Annotated in this window: 33 protein-coding genes; 29 read left to right on the forward strand and 4 right to left on the reverse strand. The window is 65.8% G+C overall.

Features of this window, described 5'->3' with window-relative positions:
- The first annotated feature begins 13 nt into the window (after positions 1-13).
- The gene (locus FG91_RS16455) at positions 14-2,275 is read left to right on the forward strand and encodes a TonB-dependent receptor (protein ID WP_037517003.1); all 2,262 of its coding nucleotides are present in this window, start codon (positions 14-16) and stop codon (positions 2,273-2,275) included.
- A 99-nt stretch (positions 2,276-2,374) separates the two neighbouring features.
- Positions 2,375-2,689 (forward strand): hypothetical protein, encoded by a 315-nt coding sequence (locus FG91_RS16460; RefSeq protein WP_152568147.1) that lies wholly within the window; start codon positions 2,375-2,377, stop codon positions 2,687-2,689.
- 131 nt (positions 2,690-2,820) lie between these two features.
- Here FG91_RS16460 and FG91_RS16465 read toward each other — a convergent pair whose 3' ends face one another.
- A complete protein-coding gene (locus FG91_RS16465; RefSeq protein WP_037517007.1) occupies positions 2,821-4,218 on the reverse strand; it encodes a methyltransferase family protein in 1,398 nt (465 codons plus the stop codon).
- A 240-nt stretch (positions 4,219-4,458) separates the two neighbouring features.
- Here FG91_RS16465 and FG91_RS16470 point away from each other — a divergent pair, with 240 nt between their 5' ends.
- Both FG91_RS16470 and FG91_RS16475 read left to right on the forward strand, forming a co-directional pair.
- Positions 4,459-5,670 carry a M23 family metallopeptidase gene (locus FG91_RS16470; RefSeq protein WP_037517010.1) on the forward strand — a complete coding sequence of 404 codons (1,212 nt, stop codon included), beginning with the start codon at positions 4,459-4,461 and terminating at the stop codon, positions 5,668-5,670.
- A 1-nt stretch (position 5,671) separates the two neighbouring features.
- Positions 5,672-6,052: a bactofilin family protein gene (locus FG91_RS16475; protein ID WP_137889377.1), complete on the forward strand. Its 381-nt coding sequence runs from the start codon at positions 5,672-5,674 to the stop codon at positions 6,050-6,052.
- Positions 6,053-6,085: 33 nt separating this feature from the next.
- Here FG91_RS16475 and FG91_RS16480 read toward each other — a convergent pair whose 3' ends face one another.
- The 3 genes from FG91_RS16480 to FG91_RS16490 all read right to left on the reverse strand — a co-directional run bounded on the left by FG91_RS16480 (position 6,086) and on the right by FG91_RS16490 (position 9,707).
- Positions 6,086-7,843 carry a sensor domain-containing diguanylate cyclase gene (locus tag FG91_RS16480; RefSeq protein ID WP_037517014.1) on the reverse strand — a complete coding sequence of 586 codons (1,758 nt, stop codon included), beginning with the start codon at positions 7,841-7,843 and terminating at the stop codon, positions 6,086-6,088.
- A gap of 62 nt (positions 7,844-7,905) precedes the next feature.
- On the reverse strand, positions 7,906-8,199 hold the full coding sequence (locus FG91_RS16485; protein ID WP_081940647.1) for a DUF1905 domain-containing protein: 294 nt from the start codon (positions 8,197-8,199) through the stop codon (positions 7,906-7,908).
- Positions 8,199-9,707 (reverse strand): YifB family Mg chelatase-like AAA ATPase, encoded by a 1,509-nt coding sequence (locus FG91_RS16490; protein WP_037517016.1) that lies wholly within the window; start codon positions 9,705-9,707, stop codon positions 8,199-8,201. The genes FG91_RS16485 and FG91_RS16490 overlap by 1 nt, the downstream gene beginning before the upstream one ends.
- A gap of 162 nt (positions 9,708-9,869) precedes the next feature.
- Between FG91_RS16490 and FG91_RS16495 the strand changes: the two genes are divergently transcribed.
- The 25 genes from FG91_RS16495 to yihA all read left to right on the forward strand — a co-directional run bounded on the left by FG91_RS16495 (position 9,870) and on the right by yihA (position 25,300).
- On the forward strand, positions 9,870-10,559 hold the full coding sequence (locus FG91_RS16495) for a TetR/AcrR family transcriptional regulator (RefSeq protein ID WP_081940657.1): 690 nt from the start codon (positions 9,870-9,872) through the stop codon (positions 10,557-10,559).
- A gap of 72 nt (positions 10,560-10,631) precedes the next feature.
- Complete coding sequence (locus tag FG91_RS16500) at positions 10,632-11,066, forward strand: VOC family protein (RefSeq protein ID WP_037517019.1); 435 nt, start codon at positions 10,632-10,634, stop codon at positions 11,064-11,066.
- A gap of 27 nt (positions 11,067-11,093) precedes the next feature.
- Positions 11,094-11,510, forward strand: coding sequence for a DoxX family protein (locus FG91_RS16505; RefSeq protein WP_037517021.1), 417 nt, complete (start codon positions 11,094-11,096; stop codon positions 11,508-11,510).
- Entirely contained in the window at positions 11,507-11,725 is a 219-nt protein-coding gene (locus FG91_RS16510; RefSeq protein WP_037517023.1) for a DUF4287 domain-containing protein, read from the forward strand. Before FG91_RS16505 ends, FG91_RS16510 begins: the two co-directional genes overlap by 4 nt.
- Positions 11,726-11,786: 61 nt before the next feature.
- Positions 11,787-12,728: an alpha/beta fold hydrolase gene (locus tag FG91_RS16515; protein WP_052187772.1), complete on the forward strand. Its 942-nt coding sequence runs from the start codon at positions 11,787-11,789 to the stop codon at positions 12,726-12,728.
- Between the two features lie 42 nt (positions 12,729-12,770).
- Positions 12,771-13,445, forward strand: coding sequence for a glutathione S-transferase family protein (locus FG91_RS16520; RefSeq protein WP_037517025.1), 675 nt, complete (start codon positions 12,771-12,773; stop codon positions 13,443-13,445).
- A 31-nt stretch (positions 13,446-13,476) separates the two neighbouring features.
- On the forward strand, positions 13,477-14,151 hold the full coding sequence (locus FG91_RS16525) for a glutathione S-transferase family protein (protein ID WP_037517027.1): 675 nt from the start codon (positions 13,477-13,479) through the stop codon (positions 14,149-14,151).
- Between the two features lie 34 nt (positions 14,152-14,185).
- A complete protein-coding gene (locus FG91_RS22605; protein WP_037517029.1) occupies positions 14,186-14,905 on the forward strand; it encodes a DUF1428 domain-containing protein in 720 nt (239 codons plus the stop codon).
- Positions 14,906-15,066: 161 nt separating this feature from the next.
- A complete protein-coding gene (locus FG91_RS16535; protein ID WP_037517031.1) occupies positions 15,067-15,705 on the forward strand; it encodes a glutathione S-transferase family protein in 639 nt (212 codons plus the stop codon).
- Positions 15,702-16,232: a GFA family protein gene (locus FG91_RS16540; protein ID WP_037517033.1), complete on the forward strand. Its 531-nt coding sequence runs from the start codon at positions 15,702-15,704 to the stop codon at positions 16,230-16,232. Before FG91_RS16535 ends, FG91_RS16540 begins: the two co-directional genes overlap by 4 nt.
- A complete protein-coding gene (locus tag FG91_RS16545; RefSeq protein WP_200878479.1) occupies positions 16,229-16,528 on the forward strand; it encodes a DUF6958 family protein in 300 nt (99 codons plus the stop codon). Before FG91_RS16540 ends, FG91_RS16545 begins: the two co-directional genes overlap by 4 nt.
- A gap of 23 nt (positions 16,529-16,551) precedes the next feature.
- The gene (locus FG91_RS16550; RefSeq protein ID WP_037517036.1) at positions 16,552-17,268 is read left to right on the forward strand and encodes a DUF899 family protein; all 717 of its coding nucleotides are present in this window, start codon (positions 16,552-16,554) and stop codon (positions 17,266-17,268) included.
- Positions 17,269-17,292: 24 nt separating this feature from the next.
- Positions 17,293-18,081 (forward strand): VOC family protein, encoded by a 789-nt coding sequence (locus FG91_RS16555; protein WP_037517038.1) that lies wholly within the window; start codon positions 17,293-17,295, stop codon positions 18,079-18,081.
- 16 nt (positions 18,082-18,097) lie between these two features.
- A complete protein-coding gene (locus tag FG91_RS16560; RefSeq protein WP_037517040.1) occupies positions 18,098-18,508 on the forward strand; it encodes a VOC family protein in 411 nt (136 codons plus the stop codon).
- A 2-nt stretch (positions 18,509-18,510) separates the two neighbouring features.
- Positions 18,511-19,023, forward strand: a complete 513-nt coding sequence (locus tag FG91_RS16565) for a VOC family protein (RefSeq protein WP_037517042.1) — start codon at positions 18,511-18,513, stop codon at positions 19,021-19,023.
- Positions 19,010-19,462 carry a hypothetical protein gene (locus tag FG91_RS16570; protein ID WP_037517045.1) on the forward strand — a complete coding sequence of 151 codons (453 nt, stop codon included), beginning with the start codon at positions 19,010-19,012 and terminating at the stop codon, positions 19,460-19,462. Before FG91_RS16565 ends, FG91_RS16570 begins: the two co-directional genes overlap by 14 nt.
- A complete protein-coding gene (locus tag FG91_RS16575; RefSeq protein WP_037517047.1) occupies positions 19,462-20,115 on the forward strand; it encodes a glutathione S-transferase family protein in 654 nt (217 codons plus the stop codon). The genes FG91_RS16570 and FG91_RS16575 overlap by 1 nt, the downstream gene beginning before the upstream one ends.
- Before the next feature lie 4 nt (positions 20,116-20,119).
- Complete coding sequence (locus FG91_RS16580; protein ID WP_037517050.1) at positions 20,120-20,509, forward strand: VOC family protein; 390 nt, start codon at positions 20,120-20,122, stop codon at positions 20,507-20,509.
- A gap of 84 nt (positions 20,510-20,593) precedes the next feature.
- The gene (locus FG91_RS16585; protein ID WP_037517051.1) at positions 20,594-21,403 is read left to right on the forward strand and encodes an alpha/beta hydrolase; all 810 of its coding nucleotides are present in this window, start codon (positions 20,594-20,596) and stop codon (positions 21,401-21,403) included.
- A 225-nt stretch (positions 21,404-21,628) separates the two neighbouring features.
- Positions 21,629-21,964, forward strand: coding sequence for a PGPGW domain-containing protein (locus FG91_RS16590; protein ID WP_052187774.1), 336 nt, complete (start codon positions 21,629-21,631; stop codon positions 21,962-21,964).
- Between the two features lie 155 nt (positions 21,965-22,119).
- On the forward strand, positions 22,120-22,254 hold the full coding sequence (gene rpmH, locus FG91_RS16595; protein ID WP_037517054.1) for a 50S ribosomal protein L34: 135 nt from the start codon (positions 22,120-22,122) through the stop codon (positions 22,252-22,254).
- A 29-nt stretch (positions 22,255-22,283) separates the two neighbouring features.
- A complete protein-coding gene (rnpA, locus tag FG91_RS16600; RefSeq protein WP_037517058.1) occupies positions 22,284-22,631 on the forward strand; it encodes a ribonuclease P protein component in 348 nt (115 codons plus the stop codon).
- Positions 22,628-22,840, forward strand: coding sequence for a membrane protein insertion efficiency factor YidD (gene yidD, locus FG91_RS16605; RefSeq protein WP_037517062.1), 213 nt, complete (start codon positions 22,628-22,630; stop codon positions 22,838-22,840). The genes rnpA and yidD overlap by 4 nt, the downstream gene beginning before the upstream one ends.
- A gap of 46 nt (positions 22,841-22,886) precedes the next feature.
- The gene (gene yidC, locus FG91_RS16610; protein ID WP_037517065.1) at positions 22,887-24,641 is read left to right on the forward strand and encodes a membrane protein insertase YidC; all 1,755 of its coding nucleotides are present in this window, start codon (positions 22,887-22,889) and stop codon (positions 24,639-24,641) included.
- Positions 24,638-25,300, forward strand: coding sequence for a ribosome biogenesis GTP-binding protein YihA/YsxC (gene yihA / locus FG91_RS16615; protein WP_037517068.1), 663 nt, complete (start codon positions 24,638-24,640; stop codon positions 25,298-25,300). Before yidC ends, yihA begins: the two co-directional genes overlap by 4 nt.
- Positions 25,301-25,405 lie beyond the last annotated feature (105 nt).

A 25,405-nucleotide genomic window follows, 5' to 3' on the forward strand; every position in this document is an offset into this window, starting at 1 on the left:
CAGGAAGCTCGCCATGCGCCACTTTCCTTCCACTATTGCTATAAGCATCGCTCTCGCCACTTCGGCCTGGGCCGCCCCCGCCGTCGCGCAGGATGCCGCCCCCGTTGCCGAAGACAGCGGCCTCGGCGACATCGTCGTCACCGCGCAGCGCCGCGAGGAAAGCCTTCAGGACGTGCCGGTGGCCGTCTCGGTGCTGTCGGGCAATACGCTCGACGCGATCACCTCGACCGGTTCGGACGTCCGCGTGCTCGCGGGCCGCGTTCCCAGCCTGAACATCGAAAGCTCGTTCGGCCGCACCTTCCCGCGCTTCTACATCCGCGGCCTCGGCAACACCGATTTCGACCTCAACGCATCGCAGCCGGTCAGCCTCGTCTATGACGACGTCGTGCTCGAAAATCCGATCCTCAAGGGCTTCCCGATCTTCGACCTCGACCGCGTCGAAGTGCTGCGCGGACCGCAGGGCACGCTGTTCGGCCGCAACACCCCCGCGGGCATCGTCAAGTTCGACACCGTCAAGCCCGGCAAGACCGGCGGCTATGCGCGCGCCAGCTATGGCCGCTATGGCACGACGCAGGTCGAGGTCGCGGCGGGCGCCGCCGACGACAACGGCTTCTCGGTCCGCCTGTCCACCTTGTACCAGCACCGCGACAATTGGGTCGACAATATCGCGACGACCAAGAGCAAGGACCTCGGCGGCTATGACGACATCGCCGCGCGCCTCCAGCTCCAATATGAAAACGGCCCCTTCACCGGCCGCGTCACCGGACAGGTCCGCATCTATGACGGCTCGGCGATCATCTTCCGCGCCAACACGCAGCTTCCGGGCAGCAACAAGCTCGTCGGCCTCGGCGGCGCGGGCACCGAATTCAAGCGCGACGAGGTGTATCAGGACGGGCTCAATTTCCAGAAGCTCAACACCTATAACGCCGGGCTGAACCTCGAATATGATTTCGGGCCGGTGACCGCTTATTCGATCACCTCCTACTGGAACGGCAATTTCCGCAGCCGCGGCGACATCGACGGCGGTTTCGGCGCGGCGTTCCTGCCCGTGTCGGGCCCGGGGTTGATCCCGTTCCAGGCGCAGAGCCAGGACAATGTCCCCAGCCTCGACCAGTTCACGCAGGAAATTCGCATCGCGTCGAACAACAGCGGCGGGCTCGGTTACCAGTTCGGCGCCTTCTATTTCGACGAAAAGCTCGACATTTCGAGCTTCGAGTTCGGCGGCCCGACCGACGCGACCCCCTCGGCGATCGCGATCCAGCGTCAGGACAGCGAAGCTTACGGCCTCTTCGGCTCGGTCAATTACGAGTTCGACAATGGCTTCAAGCTGCAGGCCGGCGCGCGCTACAACCATGACACGCGCGATTTCGTCGCGTCGCGTCCGGTCGAAACGCGCCCGCCCTTCGTCGTCAATCCGAACACGCCGGTCCCGCCGCAGGCGGCAAAGGTCAAGGGCAAGCTGCTGACGTGGGACGCCAGCGCGACCTATGAAGCATCGGACGACGTCACCCTCTACGCCCGCGTCGCGCGCGGCTATCGCGCGCCGTCGGTGCAGGGCCGCCTGACCTTCTCGCGCGTCATCTCGACCGCCGATCAGGAAGAGACGATGTCGTACGAAGCCGGCATCAAGACCAACTTCCTCGACAACCGCGTCCGCTTCAACCTGACCGGCTATTATTTCGACACCAAGGATCTTCAGCTGACCGCGGTGGGCGGCACGTCGAACGTCGCGAGCCTGCTCAACGTCGACGCCAAGGGCCATGGGATCGAGGCCGAACTGCAGGCGGCGCCCGCCAAGGGCCTGACCTTCTCGATCGGCGGCGCGTGGAACATCGCCAAGATCGACGATGCCAACGCCTTCGTCGCGGGCTGCGGCTCGGCGACGCCGTGCACCGTGCTCGATCCGGCGCGCCCGGGCAGCCCCGGCATCTTCTCGATCGACGGCAACCAGCTGCCGCAGTCGCCGAAGTGGACGCTCAACTGGACCGCGGGTTATGAAATCCCCGTCGGCGACGGCGCCATCTATGCCTTCACCGACTGGTATTACCGCTCGAAGGTCCAGTTCTTCCTCTATCGCTCGGTCGAATTTTCGGACGACAAGCTGCTCGAGGGCGGCGTGCGCGTCGGCTACAAGACCGACCGCTTCGACATCGCCGGTTTCGTGCGCAACGTCACCAACGATGAATCGCCGACCGGCGGCATCGATTTCAACAATCTGACCAGCTACGTCAACGAACCCCGCATCTATGGCATCGAAGCGGGCTTCAAATTCTAAATGCCTTCGATCCGCGCGGGGTTTTGCTCCGCGCGGATCGGGCTTCGTTTCCAATGACTTCCATGTTATCACCGCCCTGCAACGATTTGGGAGTCGATGATGCAACGTTTGACCACCAGCCTGATCGCTCTGACCTTGGCCACCAGCGCGACCGCCGCCTCCGCCAGCGATGTGAACTCGGCCGCCGCCTTCGGCGCCAACGCCTTTTCCAAGTTCGTCAACATCTACCCGCGTACGCGCGAGGATGAGCGCAAGTGGCTGATCCAGAGGCTCGAAGCGGTGTGCAGCAGCAAGCTACGCTCCGACCAGCGCCGCTGCGACCGCGCGTGGCGGATCATCGCCGACGGCTATGCCAAATTGCAGGCGCGCCGTGCCGCCGAGGCGACATCCGCCACCGATGCGTTGAAGGACTAAGGCCGAACCTCGACGCCCGAATGCGGTGAGGTGGAGCGCAGTCGCTGCGCCGCAATAGGACGCCCGGCCCCTTTCCCCGGCATGGTTTCTTCGGCACTCGACACGCCGGAAGGAGACCCCAAGGTGCCCCCCTATGCCACCGGGCCGACGCGCTCGTCGGGCTCAAGCCGGATCAGGGGCCGCTTGCGCCCGGTCGCGCGCGCGAACAGGCGCGGCACCAGCGCATTCGCCTGCGCCCAGTTCCAGTACGCCACATAGGCCGGATCGGCGAGGAGATGCTTTTCCTCGGTCTTGGCGCGCCAGTAATAAACGCCGCTGACCAGCCCGAGCAGGACGACGTTGCGCGCGCCTTCGACCCAGCCACCCGCGGTAACAAGGAAGGGCAGCGATCCGATCCACCACGTCAAATTCTTCGAAATATACGCCGGATGGCGTGTGAACGCATAAGGCCCATGCGTGATGATGCCGCGGTGCGTCAGGTTCGAAAAGCGGATCCCGAACGCCATCGTCGCCCAGCTATAGACCGCCGTCAGCAACACCAGTGCGATCGCCCAGACGATCAGCAGCTTTTCGTGGCCCGCGAGCCAATAGCCCCAGTCAGAGCCGTACATCTGATAATCGAGCGGCCCGCCGTTCATCAGAATGAAGGGCGGATAACAGACGAGCGCCGCGACCCACGCCATGCCATAGGGGTTGGCGGTGCGGATATGCGCGTCGAGCGGCTTCAGCGTCAGGATATAGCCGACCGTCGCGATATGGACGTCGATCAGATAGAGGAAATTGATCGTCCAGATTCCGATCTTGTACGGATTGGCCAGGATTTCGCTCATCGGCACGGTGACGAGCGCGGAAAAATTCCCCGGCACGATCGACAACATGAACGCGGTGAAAAAGCCCTTCACCGCCCAAGCGCGCAGATGATGGCCGATTGCCTTGCCGTCGACCGGTTGCCCCGGCGCAATCAGCCAGCGCCCGAGCTGCCAGCAACCGTCGCGCGGTTCGACCATGCGGCGGTCGAGCCACAGCATATAGGGCACCGAAACGAGCAGAAGCCACGGCGCGACCGTCTCGAGCAGGTTCATCGAAAAGGCGTAATTGCCCTCCCAATAATAGCGCATCGTCGCATAGATCAGCGCGATCAGTCCCCATGTCGCCCACAGCCCGGCGAGCTTGGTCAGGCTGATGTCGAGCGTCTCGCGCCACGGACGGCGCTGCGCCCAGTCGATCCCGGTCGACGGATTGCGGTGTACCTTGTCGACGAAAACCGACCACAAAACCATCGGCACGCCGCATGCGAGCACGCTCGCAATCGCCGAATTGGGCCCGTTCATCGCCCCCCGCGTCCCCCAGTCGATACCGAGGAAGCCCGCGATCTCCGGCGCGAAACGGGCGATAAGCAAATAACTCACCAGACCGGCGAGCCCGACGACGCCCACACCCGCGCTGACCGCCGAACGCGGCCGGACGCCCGTTGGCGCGGCCGGAGCGCTTGCCGATTCGCGGGCGTCGGATGGAGCGGATTTCGCCATGATATTCACCCGCTTAGCGTTACCCGAAAATGGTAAGCAAGCCGTCAATCGCATTTTCCGATTCGCGGGCGTTTTCCTGCCAAAATGGCGGCGTTCCGACAGTTTGACACCGTTCACCGCACGAAAATTTCGACTCGGCCCGAGTCGCCCTCCAAAGATTCGCACCCGTGCCAGCGGCCTGATACAGCGCGCATCAATCGGGGCGGAGGGCTCCAATAAAACACAAGATGGGGTCGCCACTTGTCATCGAGAACAACGGGTCTGCGCGATTTGCGCCAGCGTTTTTCTGCGCTGTTTCAGGACCATGAAATCTTCGTCCGCACGCACGGACATGTCCGTTTCGTGCGCGTCAGCGCCATTTGGCAAAAACGTGTCGCGCTGATCGCCGGCATCGTGCTACTCGCATGGGCCGGCGCGACGCTGGCCGTGCTCGTCAACCAGCTTCTGAGCTCGGGCGAGCGCGCCGCGGTCGCGCAGCAGCAGGCCGCCGCCGCCGCGTCCGAAGCGCGCATCGCCAAATATCGCAACAATGTCGCTGAAACCGCCGCCGATCTCGAAGACCGGCAGGAACAGCTCGAGGAATGGTCGAAGGTCCACTTCGGCGTCGAGCCCGCGGCGGTAACACCAGAAGCTCACACCCAAGGCGCGGCTCCGGCCGCCGAACAGGCGCCGCTGAAAACCAGCGCGCTGATCGACCCGAACCTGCCCCCCGAAGCACAGGTCCTCGCCCGCCTCGAAGCCCGCCAGGAAGATTTCGCGACGCGCCTGCTCACCGCGGTCAACGAACGCGCGGCGAAGGCCGAAGGCGCCGTCGCCAAGCTCGGTATGAACCCTGCCGCGCTCGTCCGCAACGCCGCGGCCGGCCGTGGTGGTCCGTTCATCCCCTATCGCGGCGGCAAGGGCCGAGCGAGCTCGCTCGGCAAATCCTTCGCTGCGCTCGAAAGCGCGCTATTCCGCATGGAAGTGCTCGAACGCACGCTCGTTGCCCTCCCCTCGGGCAAGCCCGCCAATGTGCTGATGCTCTCGTCGAGCTACGGTTATCGCAGCGATCCCTTCACCGGCGCCGGTGCGATGCACTCGGGCCTCGATTTCCCCGGCCCGCTCGGCTCGCCGATCCTCGCCGCCGCCCCCGGCCGCGTCGTCTATGTCGGGCAAAAGTCGGGTTACGGCAATGTTGTCGAGGTCGATCACGGTCAGGGTATCCTGACCCGCTACGCCCACTTGTCGGGCTTTACCTCGACGGTCGGCGCGCAGGTTGCCGCGGGGCAGCAGATCGCCAAAATGGGCTCGACCGGCCGTTCGACCGGAAGCCACCTGCATTTCGAAGTCCGTTTGAATGGCGTCGCGGTCAACCCGCGCCGCTTCCTGGAGGCCAAAGCCGATGTTCTCGAAGTCAAAGACGACGCCCGACAGCGAGTCGGTTCCGTCGCTGCCGTCCGTGGTGCCCGCTAAGATGGCGACGGGCGCGCGTCACACGACCTTTTCGATCCTCGGATCGGATGTCGTCGTCACCGGCAATGTCGCCGCCAGCGTCGACCTGCACGTCGACGGCAAGATCGAGGGCGACCTCAAATGCGCCAACCTCGTCCAGGGCGAGGCGAGCGAGATCAAGGGTTCGGTGGTCGCCGAAACCGCGAAGATCGCAGGCTTGCTCGACGGTGCGATCGAGGCCAAGACGCTGATCGTCCACGCGACCGCGCGGATCACCGGCGACGTGACCTATGAAAACATCACGATCGAAAATGGCGGCAAGGTCGAAGGCAAGCTGAGCCATCGCCGCCACGGCGCCGCTGCGGCGAAAGCCCCGCCGCCGCTCGAAGTCGTCTCCAACTAAGCCGATTCCGATAAGGCGGCGTTTGCGCGGCCTTTAATTCGATACCATAGCCTCGCGGGCGGACGCGCGTCCCGGCATGTCATAATGCCGCTGGACGACCACCTTGTTGCGGCCGCCCCGCTTGGCATCATAGAGCGCTTCGTCGGCGAGCCGGTACAATTGCTGGAAATCGCACGCCGGCCGCACCTCGGCGACTCCAACGCTGGCGGTGACCAGCCGCTCGCCGACCGTCTCGCTGTGGTCGCACGCGGCGATCCCGCGCCGGATGCTTTCGGCGAAACGCCCGAGGATGATCCCTTCCATCCCGATCGTCAGCAATCCGAATTCCTCGCCGCCGAGCCGGGCAACGGTGCACATCGGCCCCTCCCAGCGCTCGATCCGGTGCGCGATACCGCACAGCACCACGTCGCCCGCATCATGCCCATAGATATCGTTGATCGACTTGAAACGGTCGATATCGACCAGCAGCAGCGCCGCGGGCAGATTGTCCGCACGCGCGCGTTCGAGCAACGGCGTCACGCTCTCGACGAAGCCGCGGCGGTTGGGCAGACCGGTCAGCGGGTCGCGCCGCGCGAGATGCTGCGCCTTCGCTGCGGCGCTGCGCGCATGGTCGCGTTCGATGCGCAGATGGCCGAGCCGCCGCGTCGCCGCCGCCGCGAGCCACAGCGCCTGCCAGGTCGCGGCGACCAGCACGAGCAGCTTCGATCCGCCGCCCCACAAGCCATCCTCGACATCGATGACATGGATAAGCGCAAGAATCGCCATCGGCAGCCCCCACGCCGCGAGGAAGTCGCGCGCTTCGATCGATCCGCGTCGCCATGCCCAGCCGACATAGGCGGTCACCGCCAGCAAATCGGCAAGGATCACCAGCCCCAGCACATCGGCGAGCGATCCCAGGCTGCTGCCGCGGATCAGCGCCAGCGGGATGCCGGCAAGCCCGACGCTCAGCCCGAGGACGAGCGTGCCGGCGCGAAGCCAGTTCGGCACCCGTCCGCGGTCGACCGCCATCACCGCGCTGGCCGTCGCGAGCGCGATGGCGAGGCAGGACAGAAAGGTGCAGATCTGGGTCGTCACCGTCCCGGCCAATTCGGGCACAAGCGCCAGATGAACCTGCGACCAGAGCGCCCCCCACAGCAACATCGTGCCCGACCAGGCCGCCTGCCACGCCAGATATTGGCGGCGCACCGCAAAGGCGAGCGACAGGCTGTAGATACAGCTGATGAGCAGCAGCGTGAGCGCCGCGCCGATAGCAGCCGCCATGCCCGCCGACTGCATCGCCGCCTCGGCTTTCGGGATGATCCGCGCGTGGATGAACTGATGGCCGGACAGGCGATCGAAGCGCATCGTCACCGCGGTCAACGCCGCGCCGCGCGCGGGTGCTTCGAACAATATCTGCCCGCCCGTGCGCCAATGCGATCCGTAATCGCCCGCCCGCACCTGCTGCCAGCGCGTCGCGCCGTCGGCGTAGGAGAAAGCGACGGCGAGCCGGTCGAAGCGCGACTGGTGAACCATCAGCGTCACATCGCCGCGCTGCGCGCGCGGCCCCTCAAGCGGCGCACGAAGCCAGAGGCTGCCCTGCTGATAATTCGCGGGCGATCCGCTGCACGAAAAGCGAAGTGCGGACAGGCTGCTATCGCGCGCCGCGACACCGGTCTCAGCATGGCAAAGGTCGCGATCGAGGTCGAGTGTCACCGCCGCCGCCGGACCCGCCCACAGCGCGAGCATGAGGACGGCAAAGCCAAGCCCCAGCCGGCCGCACAGGTGCGCCAGAAGATGTCCCGCCGCGATCATCCCACCCCCATCGCATCAATATGTTCGGAAATGTTTACCACCATCGGGAGAATTGCGCGAATCTAAGGCCGGCCGACGCGCATCCGGACCATGATCCGGTCGCCGAGGCCCACGGCTTCGGACCGCTGGACCGCGACCTTGATCGGCAGCAGATAGGCCCCGTCGCGCGGGAACAGGGAGGTAGCGAACGCCGTCTCCCCCACGGTCGCGACCACGGGCACGACGCCCCAGCCATAGCTCGCGGTCATTGCGGCGTAGCGGACCGCGCCGACATGCGCGTCCGGAACCGGCGCGAAAAGAAAGGGCGCCGGCCCGCGCCATTCGACGATTTCCGCCTCGAAGATGATCTCTTCCATCAGCTCCTCGGCGCCTGCCGCCGATAACTGAGCGCCTCGGCGATGTGGATGCGCCCGACAGCGTCGCTGCCCGCCAGATCGGCGATCGTCCGCGCGACGCGCAGGATTCGCGTATAGCCGCGCGCCGACAGCCGCATCGCTTCGGCCGCCTGCGCGAGCAGTTTGCGCCCCGCCTCGTCGGGGGTCGCGACCGCTTCGAGCAGCTCGCCGTCGATCTCGGCATTGGTGCGCGCCTTGTGCGTCGCATAACGCGCCGTCTGCGCCGCGCGCGCCGCCGCGACGCGCGCCGCGACTTCGGCGCTGCCTTCGGCGGGGGGCGGCAGGACGAGGTCGGCGGCGCTCACCGCCTGCACCTCGACATGCAGGTCGATGCGGTCGAGCAGCGGCCCCGACAGCTTCGCCTGATAATCGGCGGCGCAGCGCGGCGCGCGGCTGCACGCGAGCGCCGGGTCGCCGAGGTGGCCGCAGCGGCACGGGTTCATCGCCGCGACCAGCTGGACGCGCGCGGGGAAGGTGACATGCGCATTGGCGCGCGCGACGCTGACCTCGCCGGTTTCGAGCGGCTGGCGCAGCGAATCGAGCACGCCGCGCTGGAATTCGGGGAGTTCATCGAGGAACAATACGCCGAGATGCGCGAGGCTGACCTCGCCCGGGCGGACGCGGAGGCCCCCGCCGACGAGCGCGGGCATCGATGCCGAATGATGCGGGCTGCGAAACGGCCGTGCGCGGACGAGGCGCCCGCCCTCGAGGTTCCCGGCGACCGACGCGATCATCGATACTTCGAGCGCTTCGGCGGGGGTGAGGTCGGGCAGGATGCCGGGCATGCACGCCGCCATCAGCGACTTGCCCGCCCCCGGCGGCCCCGACATCATCAGATTATGTGCGCCAGCGGCGGCGATCTCGAGCGCGCGCTTGGCGGTCTCCTGCCCCTTTACCTGACGCAGGTCGGCGGAGCGCACCGGCATCTCGACCTCACCCGGCACCGGCGGCGCGAGCAGCGCATGGCCTTTGAAATGGTTGAGCAGCGACAGGAGGTCGGGCGCGCCGATCACCTCGACATTGCCCGCCCACGCGGCCTCGGGCCCCTGCGCGGCGGGACAGATCAGCCCCAGCCCGGCGCTGCCCGCGTGGATCGCCGCGAGCAGCACGCCCGGCGACGCCGCGACGCGCCCGTCGAGGCCGAGTTCGCCGACGACCACATAAGAGGCCAGCGTTTCGGCATCGATCACCCCCATCGCGCCGAGCAGCGCGAGCGCGATCGGCAGGTCGTAGTGCGAGCCTTCCTTCGGCAGGTCGGCAGGCGACAGGTTGACGGTGATGACCTTGGGCGGAAGCGACAGGCCGATCGCGGCGATCGCAGCGCGGACGCGCTCGCGGCTTTCGCCGACCGCCTTGTCGGGCAGGCCGACGACGACGAAGCGCGGGACGCCGGGGGTGATCTGGCACTGCACCTCGACCCCGCGCGCGTCGATGCCGAGATAGGCAGTGGTTGAAACGACTGCGACCATAATCCCCCCGGAACAGCACCGATGTGCCCCCTTTGTTCCGACGCCCTGTTTAGGCGAAGTGGCGGGAAGGTCGAGTCTTTTCGCAACTTCTCGATCGTTGCGCACATCGCGGATGTTGGCGCCGATTTGACAACATACCAACTAGTCGGTATGTCGATTCGCATGACGACGAATCAGCCCCCCTCTGTTCCCGCAGCCGCCGCCCGCGACGTCCCCCCGGCGGGCGGCGGCACCCCCGGGGGCCGCGCCCCGCGGGGCAGCGCGCGCGCCAGGCTGATCGCCGCGGCGCATGCCACGGTGCGCAAGCAGGGTTATGCGGCGACGACGGTCGACCAGATTTGCGCGGCGGCGGGGGTGACCAAGGGCGCCTTCTTCCATCACTTCGCGTCGAAAGAAGAACTGGCGGTCGCGGCGGCCGAGGGCTGGACCGAACGCGCGCGGCCGATGTTCGAACTGCCGCCGCATGTGAAGCTCGACGACCCGCTCGACCGCCTGCTCGGCCATATCGATTTCCGCCTGGCGATGCTCGACGGCCCCACCGAAGATTATACCTGCTTCGTCGGCACGATGGTGCAGGAAGCCTATGCGACCAACGACCGCATCCGCGCGGCGTGCGAGGCGAGCATCAACGCCTATTGCCAGGCACTCGCGCCCGACATTCAGGCCGCGATGGATATTTACGGCGCGCCCGAGGACGTCACCGCGATCGGCCTGGCGCAGCATGTCCAGTCGGTATTGCAGGGCGCTTTCGTCCTGGCGAAAACGACGAACGATCCGGCGATTGCGCGCGGCACCGTCACTCATTTGAAGCGTTATGTCCGGATGCTGTTCGGCGCCGGCGGTACGCCATGATGCGACAGGTAATTGCCGCCGCGCACCGCGCACGCTGACTTCAACAATCACCACCCCCCAAAGGAGAGAGTAATGCCCCAGATGATTTTCGTGAACCTGCCGGTCACCGACCTCGACAAGTCGAAAGCCTTTTACGAGGCGGTCGGCGCCGCGAACAACCCCGCCTTCACCGACGACACCGCCGCGTGCATGGTCGTCGAAGAGGGCTCGATCCACGTCATGCTGCTGACGCACGCGAAATGGGCGGACTTCACGACCAAGACGATCCCCGACGCGCGCACCCATGCGCAGGTCCTGCTCTGCCTTTCGGCCGACAGCCGCGACGCGGTCGACGGACAGGTCGACAAGGCGGTCAAGGCGGGCGGCAAGGCCGACCCGACCCCGACGCAGGATTTCGGCTTCATGTACGGCCGTAGCTACGAAGATCCCGACGGCCATATCTGGGAAGTGATGTGGATGGACCCGACCGCGATCCCCGCCGGCGAGCCCGCCGAAGCGTCCGCCTGACATAAAGCATAAGGGAGGAGGAAGAGGATGACCGATATGACGCCCACCAAGGGCCAGTTGATCGCCGGCCGCGTTCTGAGCGGCCTTGTGATCCTCTTCCTGCTCTTCGACGCCGGGCTCAAGCTGGTGTCGCCCGAAACCGCGATCAAATATAGCCCGCCCGATCTCGGATGGCCGCTCGACGTCCCGACGATGACCATGCTCGGCACGCTGCTGCTGATCCCGACCTTGCTATACATCTGGCCGCGCACCGCGATCCTCGGTGCGATCCTGATCACCGGCTATCTCGGCGGCGCGATCGGCACGCATGTGCGCATCGACAGCCCGCTGTTCAGCCACAGCCTGTTCGGCGTCTATCTGGGCCTGATGCTGTGGGGCGGCCTGTGGCTGCGCGACCCGCGCCTCCGCGCGCTGATCCCGCTCCGGGCAGGAGCGGCGGCATGAGCTTTCAAGCCTATATCGACAATGTCGAAACCAAGACCGGCAAATCGGCCGGCGCGCTGAAGGCCATCGCGATCGAAAAAGGCCTCGCCGACGAAAGCGGCCTCGCGCCGGGAATCAAGGCCGGTGCGATCATCGACTGGCTGAAGGCCGATTACGATCTCGGCCACGGCCACGCGATGTCGATCGTCGCCTGGATCAAAGGCAAACGGTCCTAGCCTCCGTCTTTAGAATAAGAGGAATAATCCAATGACAAACCACTCCTCCCGCAGGAGCCTTGTGTCCGTCTTCGCGCTGCTCGCCGCCGCGAGTGCCGCCGCGGCCCTGCCCCAGCCGGCGCACGCCGCGCCGCCCGCCGCCGCCGCCGAAACCGCTAAGGCCGCGGCACCGGTAACGGTCAGGAATGGCGACGCCGATGTGAACGGCACGCGCATCCATTACCAGCTGCACGGCGATCTCACGCCCGGCAAGACCCCGCTGCTCGTGCTCCACGGCGCGTTCATGTTCTCCGACGCGATGAAGCCGCTGATCGATCCCCTGGCCGCGACGCGCCCGGTGATCGCGATCGATGCGCGCGGCCATGGCCGCTCGGGCGGGGTCGACGGCAAGCTGAGCTATGACCAGATGGCCGACGACGCCGCCGCGGTGCTCGCAAAGCTGGGGGTGAAACAGGCCGACGTGCTCGGCTATTCGATGGGCGCATCGACCGCGATCGCGCTGGCGGTCCGCCACCCCGCACGCGTCGGCAAGCAGGTCGTCCTGTCGGGAACCTCGCGGCTCGACGGCTGGTATCCCGAAGTGCTGGCCGGCATTGCGCAGCTGACCCCGGCGACCTTCGCGGGCAGCCCGATCGAAACAGGTTACAAGAGCCTGTCGCCGACGCCCGATAAATTCCCGAAACTGGTCGAGAATATCAAGACGATCGACGCCACGCCCTTCGCCTATTCGGACGAACAGCTTCGCGCGATCCCCGGCAAGACGATGGTGATCATCGGCGACGCCGACGGCGTCAGGCTCGATCACGCGATCCAGTTGTTCAAGCTGCGCGGCGGCGGCGACATCGCCGCGGCGACGCAGGGCTTTATGACCGAAGCGCCGAAGGCGCGGCTCGCGATCCTGCCCGCAACTTCGCACATCGGCATCATGGGCGAGGTGCCCGCAATCGTCGCGATGGTGACGCCCTTCCTCGACGACAAGGCGCCGCCACCGCCCGCGTTCTGACCCCGTTTTCCTCGCCATCGAATGACCGAGAGGAGTTTCATCATGCCCGTCGATCCGAATGCGACGATCGAAATCACCGGCTATCAATGGGTGCCGCCCTTCGCCGAGGGGCGCATCAAGGACCTGCGCATCCGCTGGGCACTGGAAGAGATCGGCCGCCCCTATCGCGAGCGGCTGATCGGCGGAATCTTCGAGGAGAAGCCCCCGGAATATCTGGCGGACCAACCCTTCGGGCAGGTTCCCGTGTTCAAGGAAGGGGACGTGGCATTGTTCGAATCGGGCTCCATCCTGCTCCACATCGGCGAGCAGGACGAACGCCTGTTGCCGCGCGGCGCGGCGGCGCGTGGGCGCGCCATCAGCTGGATGATCGCCGCGCTGAACAGCGTCGAACCGATGTTGCAGACACTGGTGATTTTGAGCGTCGCGGGAGCCGACCAGGACTGGCAGGAAGCCGCAAAGGACGCGGCGCGACCGTTCGCCGAAAAGCGGCTGGCGCAACTGTCGCGCGCGCTCGGCGATCGCTTATGGCTGGGCGACGGCTTCACCATCGGCGACCTGGTGATGATCGACGTTCTGCGCGCCGTGCCGACGCCCATGCTCGCGGCACATCCCAACCTCGTCGCCTATATCGAGCGCGGCACACGGCGGCCCGCATTCGAACGGGCGCTCAAGGCGCAGCTCGCCTCTTACGCAAAGCATGCGCCGCAAGCCGCGTGATTTCCGCCACCTGTTCAAAAGGAGAGTCATCATGTCCGTCAACCCGAACGCCAAGCTCGAGATCACCGCCTTCGACTGGGTTCCCGATTTCGCGCGCGGCTATGTCCGCGACCTGCGCCCGCGCTGGGCGTGCGAGGAAATCGGGCTCGATTATGCCGAGCATCTGATCAGCGCGATCAACCGTCCCGCCGACCATTTCCTGTTCCAGCCCTGGGGGCAGGTGCCGGTGCTCAACGACGGCGGCATCCGCCTGTTCGAAAGCGGCGCGATCCTGCTCCACCTCGCCGAAAAGGACGAGCGGCTGATGCCTCGCGATCCGCAAGCGCGCGCCAACACGCTCGCCTGGCTGTTCGCCGCCTATAACAGCGTCGAGCCGATGCTGTTCGAACTCGGCAATGTCGATATTTTCTCGACCGACGAGGAATGGGCGAAGCTGCGCCGGCCGAGCCTGATCGAATTCATCCAGGGCCGGCTCGGCCGCCTGAACGACGCGATCGGCGACAAGCAATATGTCGCGGGCGAGTTTACCGTCGCCGACATCGCGATGGCGACCGTGCTGCGCGAAGGCGTCGAGGCCGGACTGATCGCCGAACAACCGCGGCTGCAGGCCTATCTCGACCGCTGCCTCGCGCGGCCAGCATTCCAGCGTGCGATGGACGCACAGCTCGAAGCCTTCAGCGAAGAAGCGGGCCCACCCGCCGCCTGAAGTTCCACTCCCACCCCCCTTAAGGAGAGACAAGATGACCTATGTTGAAGGATTTGTCGTCGCGGTGCCGACCGCGAACAAGGAAGCGTATCGCAAGCACGCCGCCGACGCGGCGCCGCTGTTCAAGGAATTCGGCGTCGCGCGCATGGTCGAATGCTGGGGCGACGATGTCCCCGACGGCAAGGTCAACGATTTCAAGGGCGCCGTGCAGGCGAAGCCCGACGAGACCGTCGTGTTCAGCTGGTTCGAATATCCCGACAAGGCGACGCGCGATGCCGCGAACGCAAAGATGATGAGCGACCCGCGCATGGAGCAAATGGGCGGCGAGATGCCGTTCGACGGCAAGCGGATGATCATCGGCGGTTTCGATTCGATCGTCGACGATCGCGGTGAAGGCCCGACCGGCTACGCCGACGGTTACATCGTGCCCGTCCCCGAGGACAACAAGGAAGCCTATCGCGCGCTGGCGCAGAAGATGTCGGGCGTCTTCATCGACTATGGCGCAACCCGCGTCGTCGAGGCGTGGGCCGACGATGTCCCCGACGGCAAGGTCACCGACTATGCGCGCGCCGCGCACAAGAAGGACGGCGAGACCGTCGTCTACAGCTGGGTCGAGTGGCCGAGCAAGGAAGCGCGCACCCAGGGCTGGGAAAAGATGATGGCCGACGAGCGGATGAAGGCCAGTTCCGAGAACACGCCGTTCGATGGGCAGCGGATGGTCTATGGCGGCTTCGTGCCGATCGTCGAAGCCTGACACCACCTTCCTCCCTGTGGCGAAGCCATGGGGAGGGGGACCGCCGCGAAGCGGTGGTGGAGGGGCCGCGACGCTGCGCCATTGGCCCCTCCGTCAGCGCTTCGCGCTGCCACCTCCCCATCGCTGCGCGACAGGGAGGATCGAGAGAAAGGTCCTGAACGATGATAAAACTCTATGGAACGCCCCCCACCCGCGCGCTGCGTGCGATGTGGCTCCTGAACGAACTCGACCTCGCGCACGAAATCGTCTCGATCGACCTCGGCGCCGGCGAGCAGCTGACGCCCGAATTCCTGGCACTCAATCCGGCCGCGAAACTGCCGGTGCTGGTCGACGGCGATCTGGTGGTAAGCGAATCGGCGGCGATCCAGCTCTATCTGGCCGACAAATATGGCGACCGCTTTCCCGGCGGCGGCCTGATCCCCGACACGCCCGAAGGCCGCGGCCAAATGTATCGCTGGCTGTTTTTCCTGATGACCGAAATCGAAGCGCCGCTGTGGCGGATCGCGTTGCACAGCTTCCTCTATGCACCCGACGAGCAATCGGCCGAGGAAATTGCGCTGGCGAGGCGCGATTGCAAACGGATGATCGCGATATTCGAACAGCATATGCAAGGGCGCGACTTTGTCGTCGGCGAGCAGGTGACGGTGGCCGATTTCAATGCCGCCTACACGCTCGATTGGGCGAAGCTGGAAGACATGCTGGACGATGCCCCCGCGCTCAGCGCCTATCTGACGTCGATGTACGCGCGGCCCAGGGCGCCGGTGACCATCGCCAAGGCGATGGCGGAGCTGGAGGCATGACGCGCACCGCCTCGTGCCAGTGCGGCGTGGTGCGGCTGGAGCTCAGCGGCGAGCCGATCATGGCGGCGACCTGCTATTGCCATAGCTGCCAGCAAGCGGGCCGGGGCTTCGAAGCCTTGCCCGGCGCGCCGGGGGTGGTCGGCGCCGACGGCGGGACGCCCTATGTGCTGATGCGCAAGGACCGGCTGCAGTGGCTGTCGGGATCGGACCAGCTGGAGGAGCATCGGCTGAAACCCGATTCGCCGACGCGGCGGTTCGTCGCGCGCTGCTGCAACGCGCCGATCGCGCTCGAATTCACCAAGGGGCATTGGCTCAGCGTCTATTCGGGCCGCATTCCAGAGGCCGAGCGCCCGGCCGCCGAGATGCGGACGATCGTCGGCGACCGGCCCGACGGGGTCGAGCTGCCCGATGACATCCCCAATTACCGAACGCCGTCGGGCAAATTCATGTGGCGGTTGCTGACCGCATGGGCCGCGATGGGCTTTCGCGCCCCGCCGATCGAAGCGACGAAGGGATATGCCGGGTGAGCAAGACCGTCGAACGCACCGAGATGCGCAGCATAACCAGCCCCGATTTCACGATGCAGGTCGACAAGGCGAAATATGACGCGATGCGGGACGCGCTGCTCGCGGCGGTGCCGACGGATAAACCCGGGCTGACGGTCGCCGAGGTCAAGGAACGCGTGCTGCCCTTGCTCCCCGAGAATCTGTTCCCCGGCGGCGCCAAGGCGGGCTGGTGGCTGAAGGGCGTTCAGCTCGATCTTGAGGCACGTGGGCTGATCGCACGCGAAAATGTGAAGCCGCTGCGGCTGCACCGGCTATAAGCGAAGCCAGAAGGGAGCAGGCCGTGGAACATCTGTCCTTCCCGAACGAGAGTGAAGCCTATCGCGCCGCGCGCGCCGAGCTGCTCGCCGACGAAATCGCGCTGCGCCGCCAGATCGAAGAGGTCGCCGCCAAGCGCCGCGCGCTGCCGCCCGGCGGGGCGGTGCCCGAGAATTATAGCTTCGAACGCATCGGCGCTTTCCAGCGTCCCGAGCAGGTGAAGCTGTCCGAACTGTTCGAGGGCAAGCCGAGCATCATCCTGCAAAGCTTCATGTTCGGCGCCGAGCGCGACACGCCGTGCAACGGCTGCACCCATATGCTCGACGCGATCGACGGCAGCGCGCGTCATGTCGGGCAACGCGCGCCCTTCTATGTCGTCGCCAAGTCGCCGATCGCGCGGCTCGAAGCGTGGGCGAAGGAGCGGCGCTGGCCGCACCTCATCTTTCTGTCCGACGTCGATGGACGCTATTCGGCCGATTATTTCGGCGACACCTCGAAGCTGACCGATGCCAAGCGCGCCGAGCATGGCATGAAGCCCGGCGAGAATTGGGACGAGACGATCTTCAACGTCTTCCGCAAGGACGGCGACACGATCCGCCACGTCTGGGCGAGCGAGATGGCCTATGCGCCCGAGGATCCCGGCCAGCACCACCGCGCGGGCGACCTCGTCGATCCACTGTGGGGCCTGCTCGACATGACGCCCGAGGGGCGCGGCGACTGGTTCCCCAGCCTGACCTATTGAGACCGAGGAAAGAGGAGAGAGACGATGCCATCCAATTTCATCTGGTACGAGCTGATGACCCCCGATCCCGCGGGCGCGGCGTCCTTTTATGGCGCCGTCGTCGGCTGGACGATTGCCGCCGAACGCGACCCGTCGGCCGGTGACGTCGATTATCGCATGATCGTTCGCGGCGACGGCGGCAATGCCGGCGGCGTGCTCGCGCTTGGCGCCGACATGCTCGCGGGCGGCGCGCGGCCGGGCTGGCTCGGCTATCTCGAGGTCGCCGACGTCGACGCCGCGATCGACGCGATCAAGGCCGATGGCGGCGCCGTGCACATGCCCGCGACCGACCTGCCCGTCGGACGCATCGCGATGGTCAGCGATCCGCAAGGCGCGCATTTCTATATCATGGACCCGATCCCGCCCGAAGGCGCCGGAGAGGGCGAGAGCGATGTCTTTTCGGTCACCGAAGCGCAGCATGTGCGCTGGAACGAACTCGCGACCTCCGACTCCGATGCCGCGATCGCCTTCTACAAAAAGCATTTCGGCTGGGGGCAGGAGGGCGAGATGGATATGGGTCCGCTCGGCGCCTACCGCTTCCTCCTGCGCGGCGAGGTGATGATCGGCGCGGTGATGCCTTTGATGGAGGGCTATCCGGTGCCCGTGTGGAATTTCTACATCGGCGTCGACGACATCGACCGCGCGCACGCCGCGGTGACCGCGAACGGCGGCACGATCACCAGCGAACCGATGGAAATCCCCGGCGGCGAATATGCGATGAACGCGATCGACCCACAGGGCGCGCCCATCGGCTTCGTCGGCCCCCGCAAGTAAGCAAAGGAGAGAGAGGATGGAAAACCAGGGCCCGACGACGGGACTGACCCCGCATATCGCCATCGCCGACAAGCGCGCGAGCGAGGCGATCGATTTCTATATCAAGGCGTTCGGCGCGACCGAGAATATGCGCATGCCCGCCGACGACGGCGTGCGGCTGATGCACGCGCATCTGACGATCAACGGCGCGTCGCTGATGATGCACGACGAATTTCCCGAATATGTCAGCGAACCGTCGGGCAAGCCCGATGGCGTGACCTTGCACCTGCATGTCGACGATGCCGACGCCTGGTTCGACCGCGCGGTCGCCGCGGGCGCGACGGTGGTGATGCCGCTCGACAATATGTTCTGGGGGGACCGTTACGGCCAGATCAAGGATCCGTTCGGCCATCAATGGTCGATCGGCGCGCCGATCAAAGGAGAGTGAAAATGACGAACCAACCGACAAGCCAGCCCGTGACCCTCTGCCTCTGGTACGACAAGGATGCCGAGGAAGCCGCGAACTTCTATGCCGCGACCTTCCCCGACAGCAAGGTCGGAGCGGTCCACAAGGCGCCGGGCGACAATCCGAGCGGCAAGGAAGGCGACGCGCTGACGGTCGACTTCACCCTGCTCGGCATTCCATGCGTCGGGCTCAACGGCGGCCCCGCCTTCAAGCATAGCGAGGCCTTCTCCTTTCAGGTCCATACCGACACGCAGGAGGAAACCGACCGGCTGTGGAACGCGATCGTCGGCAATGGCGGACAGGAAAGCATGTGCGGCTGGTGCAAGGACAAATGGGGGCTGAGCTGGCAGATCACCCCGCGCGCGCTGACCGACGCGGCGATGGGCGGCGACCCCGCGGCCGCCAAACGCGCGTTCGAGGCGATGATGACGATGAAGAAGATCGATATCGCGAAGATCGAGGCCGCGGTGCGGGGCGAAGCCGTTGGCGCGGCGTAGTCCCGCGCTCTTCGCCTGGCTGCTCTGCGGCACGCTCGACATCGTCTATGCGGCGGTGTCGAGCGTCGTGCAGGGGGGCACCGTCTCCGGAATGCTGCATGCCGTCGCGAGCGGCCCGTTCGGCGCCGAAGCCGCCAAATGGGGCATCGGCGGCGATATCGCGGGGCTTGGCGTCCATTATGCGATCATGGGCGCCATGGTCGCGGCGTGGTTCTTCGTCGCGCGGCGCTGGAGCGCGCTGTCCGCATGGCCCTGGTGGCTGACGGGCACGCTTTATGGGCTGCTGCTCTATGTCATCATGAACGGGATCGTGCTGCCGCTGCGCTTCGGATCGCCCTTTCCGCCGGCCGACCTTGTCAAAGGCGCGGTCGCGCTCTTTCCGCATATTTTCTTCGTCGGCTGGCCGCTCGCCTGGCTGACGCGCAAGGATAAAAATTGATGCTGATCTACTATGGCCACCCCTTCTCTTCCTACACCTGGAAGGTGCTGATCGCGCTGTACGAGAAGGGGATCGAGTTCGACTACCGCTCGGTCGATCCGGCGTTCCCGGACCATATGCCCGAGCTGAAAGCGCACTGGCCGGTCGGGCAGTTCCCGCTGCTCGTCCACGACGGCGTTCCCTATTTCGAATCGTCGATCATCATCGAATATCTTGACCGGCTGGTGCCCGAACCGCGCCTGATCCCGGCGGATTTCGATGCAGCGCTGAAGGTCCGGCTGTTCGACCGCGTCTTCGACAATCATGTGATGGGCCGGATGCAGGCGGTGGTCGCCGACGCGATCCGCGGGCCCGAAAACCACGTACCGATGATCGTCGAGCAGTCGAAGGCCGCGCTCGACACCATTTATGGCTGGCTCGACAAGGAACTGGCGGGCGGCGGATGGGCGACGCCCCATGGCTTCACCATGGCCGATTGTGCCGCGGCACCTTCGCTCTTCTACGCCGACTGGGTTCATCAAATCCCGGACACATACGAGAATCTGCGCGCCTATCGCGCGCGGCTGCTCGCGCATCCGACGATTTCGCGCTGCGTCGAGGAAGCGCGGCCCTATCGGCCCTATTTCCCGCTCGGCGCGCCCGACCGCGATTAAGCCAATGGCGGTCGAGCTCAATCACACGATCATCTGGTGCCGCGACAAGCTCGCGTCCTCGGCCTTCCTCGCCGACATGTTCGCGCTCGCCCCGCCCGAACCCTTCCTCCATTTCATGGTCGTCCGGCTCGCAAACCATGTCTCGGTCGATTTCATGCAGAAGGACGGGCCGGTCGCGCCGCAACATTATGCCTTTCTGGTCAGCGAAGCCGAATTCGATGGCGTGATGGGCCGGCTCGCGGCGCGCGGGCTCGACTATTGGGCCGACCCGGCGCGAACTCGGCCGGGCGAGATCAATCGCCATTTCGGCGGGCGCGGCGTCTATTTCGCCGACCCCGACGGCCATTTGCTCGAAGCGATCACGACGCCCTATGGCACCGAAAGCGCGCTGTAGCGGTCCTGTCCCGGATCGCGGTTAACGGCGCGCTGACGCTGCCTCTTTGCCATTTGATAGGCGCGCACGCGCGAAGGCGGACCCATGGTTTCGCCGTCGGCCTTCCTTCGCACGCTGATCGTCGCCGCTCTCGCGGCGGTGCTGGCGTTCGCGCCGGCGCATGCGCAGCAGGTCGTGACGATCACCACCACGACGGTGACCTGGACTTATGACGGTGCCGGCGAGGACGACGGCGCGGCCGATAGCGACGCCGATGGTGACGGGGGCGTCATCGACGAAGGCGCCGCGCTGCTGGGTGACGAGGCGCTCGCCGAGGATGGCGATTTCGCGGCGACGCGCCGCTATGCCCCTGCCGCCACGCTCGCGACGCTCGGCCATGCCAAGGCGCGCTTCGGTCCCTTTTCGGTAATCGACGGCACGACCGTCCGCATGGCGGGCGACGTCACCTCGGCAACCCCGCGCCAGTTCGCGGCAATGCTCGCGGCCTATCCCGGTCTCAAGCGGCTTGAGATGCTCGACTGCCCCGGCAGCCTCGACGAGGAAGCGAATTTGATCCTCGCGCGCGCCATCCGCCGTCAGGGTATGGAAACCGTGGTTCCGGCGGGCGGCTCGATCCGCTCGGGCGCGGTCGAACTGTGGCTCGCCGGCGTCACCCGCTGCGCCGCGCCCGACGCCGAATTCGGTGTCCACAGCTGGGCCGACGAATATGGCCGCGAGGCGAACGACTATCCCGCGAACGATCCGGTCCACGCCGAATATCTGAGCTATTACCGCGAAATGGGGCTGGATCCCGCCAGGGCACGCGCCTTTTACGCGCTGACCAACAGCACCCCGTTCGACGACGTCCGCTATCTGACGCGCGACGATATGGCGCGCTTTGTCACGCTCAACTGACCCCCGCTCCCTTCCCCCTTGATGGGGGAAGGATACGCAGCCTTATCGCGAAGCGATTAGGCGAGTTGGATGGGGGTGATGGTGCGTCATCGCATCGCAGCTTCGGGCCGCCACGCACCCCCACCGCTGCGCCCCGGATCAAGTCCGGGGCTCGCTGCCTCCCCCATCGAGGGGGAGGTGTGATAGGCGGTTGCAACACCGCGGCTTCCTCCCCACATCGCCCCCATGGCGAAACGCAGCCTCTACCAGCGATTGCGATCGAACCCGCGGGTGCGGACGGCGCTGTTCGTCCTCGGCGTGCTGCTGATGATCGCCGCGCCCTTGCTCGGTCCGCTGCCGGGACCGGGCTTTGTCATCCTGTTTCCCGCGGGATTGATGCTGGCGTTGCAGAACAGCGAATGGGCGAAGCGCGTCTATGTCCGCTTCAAACGGCGCCACCCGCGCTACGCCGGCTGGACCGACCGGTTGATGCGGCGTACCAGCGCGGCGCGGCGGCGCGAGCGCGAGGCGCTGGAGGCAGCCGATGGCGAAACCCCCGAAAACCGCCGCGATGATAATTGATCGTCAAAAACGATCGGAAGCAATTGATCGCCAAAAGCGATCGGGGCCGATTGACTTTGCGCCGACTCTCGCTTATCCGCGCCTCCATCAGTGGCCGCCCACGTTTGGCGGCCCTTTTCTGTTAAAGCCTTTGACGAGAATTAGGGACAACCGCGATGAAGCGTACCTTTCAACCGAGCAACCTCGTGCGCGCCCGTCGCCACGGTTTCCGCGCCCGCAAGGCAACGGTTGGCGGCCGCAAGGTTCTCGCCAACCGCCGCGCCCAGGGCCGCAAGAAGCTGTCGGCCTGATCGCTGACGCTTCTGCGCCAGTTCTGCTGGTGCGAACGCTTTCAAAACGCAGCGAATTTCTGGCCGCGAACCGCGGCCTTCGCTTCCCCATGCCCGGCTTTGTCTTGCTCGTCCGCCAGCGCGGCGACGGCGACGACGTGCTGGGCATTGGCTATACCGTCAGCAAGAAAGTCGGCAACGCCGTCACCCGCAACCGGATGAAGCGCCGCCTGCGCGCCCTGTGCCGCGCCGCGCTCCCCGAATCGGGAATCGCCGGCGCCGACCATGTCCTGATCGGGCGGCCGGGCGGCAACGACATCGTCTTTGCCGAACTCGGCGAGCATCTCGATTCGGCGCTGAAGCGTGCGGCGAAGAAACTCGCGGCCAAAGTCCCGTGATCGCGAAATTGCTGATCCTGATCGCGCGCGGGTGGCAAATCGGCCCCTCGCGCATCCTGCCGCCCACCTGCCGCTACGCGCCGTCGTGCAGCGCCTATGCGATCACCGCGCTCCAGCGCCATGGTGCGATCAAGGGTGGCTGGCTGGCGACAAAGCGGCTATTGCGCTGCCATCCTTGGGGCGGTCATGGCTACGACCCCGTACCTTAGTACGGCACTTCCCGACATCATTTGAGACGAAGAGAGACCGAAGAGCGTGGACGACAAGCGTAACATGATCGCGGCAATTTTGTTGTCGGTGGCCATCCTGATCGGCTGGAATTTCGTCTCCGAGAAATTCTTCCCCACCCCCGACACGCCCGACGTGACCAAGACGGTCGCCGGCGCCAACGGTACGCCCGCCGCCACCCCGGCGACGCAGGGCCAGCCGAGCGCGCTGCCGACGCCGGGCGCCCCCGCCGCGCCCGCCGAGCAGGCGATCCGCCCGGTCGACACGGTGCTCGCCGAGGGCCAACGCATTCCGATCGAGACCCCCGCGATCAAGGGCTCGATCAACCTCGTCGGCGCGCGCGTCGACGACATCACGCTCACCAAATATCGGCAGACGATCAAGAAGAATTCGCCCGCGGTGCGCCTGTTCGCGCCGGGCGGAACGCCGGCCGCCTATTTCGCGAGCCTCGGCTGGGCGGCGCAGGGCATCGCGGTGCCGAACGCGAACACGGTCTGGACCGCTACGGGCACGAAGCTGACCCCGGCGACCCCGGTGACGCTGAGCTGGGCGAACACGACCGGCCAGACCTTCCGCATCGAATATAGCATCGACGCCAATTATCTGATCACCGCGAAGCAGACGATCGCCAACACGGGCACCGCGCCGGTCACCGCGAGCAGCTTTGCGCTGATCGACCGCCTCGGCAAGCCGACCGATCCGCACGAGCAGGACAGCTGGACGATCCATATCGGCCCGACGGGTTATCTCGACGGCAAGTCGGTGTTCGACACCGATTATGACGATGTCGAGGAAGCCCCGAACCGCACCGTCCGCTACAATTCGGCGGGCTGGCTCGGTTTCACCGACAAATATTGGCTCGCCGCGATCGTTCCGGCGAACGGCGAGCGCGTGACCGCGGCGATCAGCTCGCCGAGCGCGAACAATTACCAGACGCTTTTCGCGCGCGATTTCGCGACTGTCGCGCCGGGCAAGCAGGTGTCGACCACCAGCCGAATCTTTGCCGGCGCGAAGGAAGTCGAGATTTTGTCGGCCTATCAGGACGATCAGGGCATCACGCGCTTGTCGAACGCGATCGACTGGGGCTGGTTCGAATTTTTCGAGGTGCCGATCTTCAAGCTGCTCCACTGGCTGTTCCAGCAGCTCGGCAATTTCGGCCTCGCGATCATGGCGCTGACCTTGATCATCCGCGCGCTGATGTTCCCGATCGCGCAGCGCCAGTTCGGATCGATGGCGCAGATGCGCATCGTGCAGCCGAAGATGAAGGCGCTGCAGGACCGCTACAAGGACGACAAGCCGAAGATGCAGCAGGAGCTGATGAAGCTCTATAAGGACGAGAAGATCAACCCGCTCGCCGGCTGCCTGCCGATCCTGATCCAGATTCCGATCTTCTATGCGCTCTACAAGGTGCTGATGCTGGCGATCGAAATGCGGCACCAGCCGTTCATCCTGTGGATCAAGGATCTGTCGGCGCCCGATCCGCTGCACATCCTCAACCTGTTCGGCCTGCTGCCCTTCACCCCGCCGTCGATCCTGTCGATCGGCATCCTCGCGGTGATCCTGGGCATCACCATGTGGCTGCAGTTCCGCCTCAACCCGCAGGCGACCGACCCCGTGCAGCAACAGGTGTTCAAGATCATGCCGTGGCTGTTCATGTTCATCATGGCGCCGTTCGCGGCGGGCCTGCTGCTCTACTGGATCACCAACAACATCCTGTCGATCGGCCAGCAGCAGTGGATGTACCGCAAGTTCCCGCAGTTGAAGGCGGCACCGGCGAAGTGAGCGATACCGAACTCGAACCCGGCGCCGACCCCGAACGGGCGGAGCGCGCGCGCAAGCTGTTTTCGGGACCGATCACGTTCCTGAAATCGGCGCCCGCGCTCCAGCACCTGCCGCCGCCGAGCGTGCCCGAGATCGCGTTCGCGGGCCGCTCGAACGTCGGCAAGTCGTCGCTGCTCAACGCGCTGACGAACCGCAACGGGCTCGCGCGCACCTCGGTGACCCCAGGGCGGACGCAGGAGCTCAACTATTTCGACGTCGGCGAGGATCCGCTGATCTTCCGGCTCGTCGACATGCCCGGCTATGGCTTTGCCAAGGCGCCGAAGGATGTCGTCAAGAAATGGCGCTTCCTGATCAACGATTACCTCCGCGGCCGGCAGGTGCTGAAGCGCACGCTCGTGCTGATCGACAGCCGCCACGGGATCAAGGACGTCGACCGCGACGTGCTCGAAATGCTCGACACCGCGGCGGTCAGCTATCGCATCGTCCTGACCAAGGCCGACAAGATCAAGGCGACCGAACTCGAAGCGGTGCAGGCCGCGACCGAGGCAGAGGCCCGCAAGCACCCCGCCGCGCACCCGCAAGTGATCGCGACGAGCAGCGAAAAGGGCATGGGCATCGCCGAGCTGCGCACCGCGGTTCTGGAGGCGGTCGAGAGTTAGTTTTCTTGTACTTTCTTCTCCCCTCCCGCTTGCGGGAGGGGTCGGGGGAGGGCATGTCATAGGGAACTTCGGGCTGAAACAGGCCCTCCCCTAGCCCCTCCCGCA

The organism is Sphingopyxis sp. LC81, assembly GCF_000756375.1.
Classification (GTDB): Bacteria; Pseudomonadota; Alphaproteobacteria; order Sphingomonadales; family Sphingomonadaceae; genus Sphingopyxis.

Coding starts and splice junctions, on each gene's coding strand:
- rpmH (WP_037517054.1), top strand. CDS start 22,120: ATGAAGCGTACCTTTCAACCGAGCAACCTCGTGCGCGCCCGTCGCCAC.
- FG91_RS16560 (WP_037517040.1), top strand. CDS start 18,098: ATGGAAAACCAGGGCCCGACGACGGGACTGACCCCGCATATCGCCATC.
- FG91_RS16485 (WP_081940647.1), bottom strand. CDS start 8,199: ATGGAAGAGATCATCTTCGAGGCGGAAATCGTCGAATGGCGCGGGCCG.
- FG91_RS16525 (WP_037517027.1), top strand. CDS start 13,477: ATGTCCGTCAACCCGAACGCCAAGCTCGAGATCACCGCCTTCGACTGG.
- FG91_RS16590 (WP_052187774.1), top strand. CDS start 21,629: ATGGCGAAACGCAGCCTCTACCAGCGATTGCGATCGAACCCGCGGGTG.
- FG91_RS16455 (WP_037517003.1), top strand. CDS start 14: ATGCGCCACTTTCCTTCCACTATTGCTATAAGCATCGCTCTCGCCACT.
- FG91_RS16535 (WP_037517031.1), top strand. CDS start 15,067: ATGATAAAACTCTATGGAACGCCCCCCACCCGCGCGCTGCGTGCGATG.
- FG91_RS16585 (WP_037517051.1), top strand. CDS start 20,594: ATGGTTTCGCCGTCGGCCTTCCTTCGCACGCTGATCGTCGCCGCTCTC.
- FG91_RS16490 (WP_037517016.1), bottom strand. CDS start 9,707: ATGGTCGCAGTCGTTTCAACCACTGCCTATCTCGGCATCGACGCGCGC.
- FG91_RS16505 (WP_037517021.1), top strand. CDS start 11,094: ATGACCGATATGACGCCCACCAAGGGCCAGTTGATCGCCGGCCGCGTT.
- FG91_RS16495 (WP_081940657.1), top strand. CDS start 9,870: ATGACGACGAATCAGCCCCCCTCTGTTCCCGCAGCCGCCGCCCGCGAC.
- FG91_RS16575 (WP_037517047.1), top strand. CDS start 19,462: ATGCTGATCTACTATGGCCACCCCTTCTCTTCCTACACCTGGAAGGTG.
- FG91_RS22605 (WP_037517029.1), top strand. CDS start 14,186: ATGACCTATGTTGAAGGATTTGTCGTCGCGGTGCCGACCGCGAACAAG.
- FG91_RS16465 (WP_037517007.1), bottom strand. CDS start 4,218: ATGGCGAAATCCGCTCCATCCGACGCCCGCGAATCGGCAAGCGCTCCG.
- FG91_RS16475 (WP_137889377.1), top strand. CDS start 5,672: ATGGCGACGGGCGCGCGTCACACGACCTTTTCGATCCTCGGATCGGAT.
- FG91_RS16500 (WP_037517019.1), top strand. CDS start 10,632: ATGCCCCAGATGATTTTCGTGAACCTGCCGGTCACCGACCTCGACAAG.
- FG91_RS16565 (WP_037517042.1), top strand. CDS start 18,511: ATGACGAACCAACCGACAAGCCAGCCCGTGACCCTCTGCCTCTGGTAC.
- FG91_RS16460 (WP_152568147.1), top strand. CDS start 2,375: ATGCAACGTTTGACCACCAGCCTGATCGCTCTGACCTTGGCCACCAGC.
- FG91_RS16480 (WP_037517014.1), bottom strand. CDS start 7,843: ATGATCGCGGCGGGACATCTTCTGGCGCACCTGTGCGGCCGGCTGGGG.
- FG91_RS16520 (WP_037517025.1), top strand. CDS start 12,771: ATGCCCGTCGATCCGAATGCGACGATCGAAATCACCGGCTATCAATGG.
- FG91_RS16555 (WP_037517038.1), top strand. CDS start 17,293: ATGCCATCCAATTTCATCTGGTACGAGCTGATGACCCCCGATCCCGCG.
- FG91_RS16580 (WP_037517050.1), top strand. CDS start 20,120: ATGGCGGTCGAGCTCAATCACACGATCATCTGGTGCCGCGACAAGCTC.
- FG91_RS16510 (WP_037517023.1), top strand. CDS start 11,507: ATGAGCTTTCAAGCCTATATCGACAATGTCGAAACCAAGACCGGCAAA.
- FG91_RS16540 (WP_037517033.1), top strand. CDS start 15,702: ATGACGCGCACCGCCTCGTGCCAGTGCGGCGTGGTGCGGCTGGAGCTC.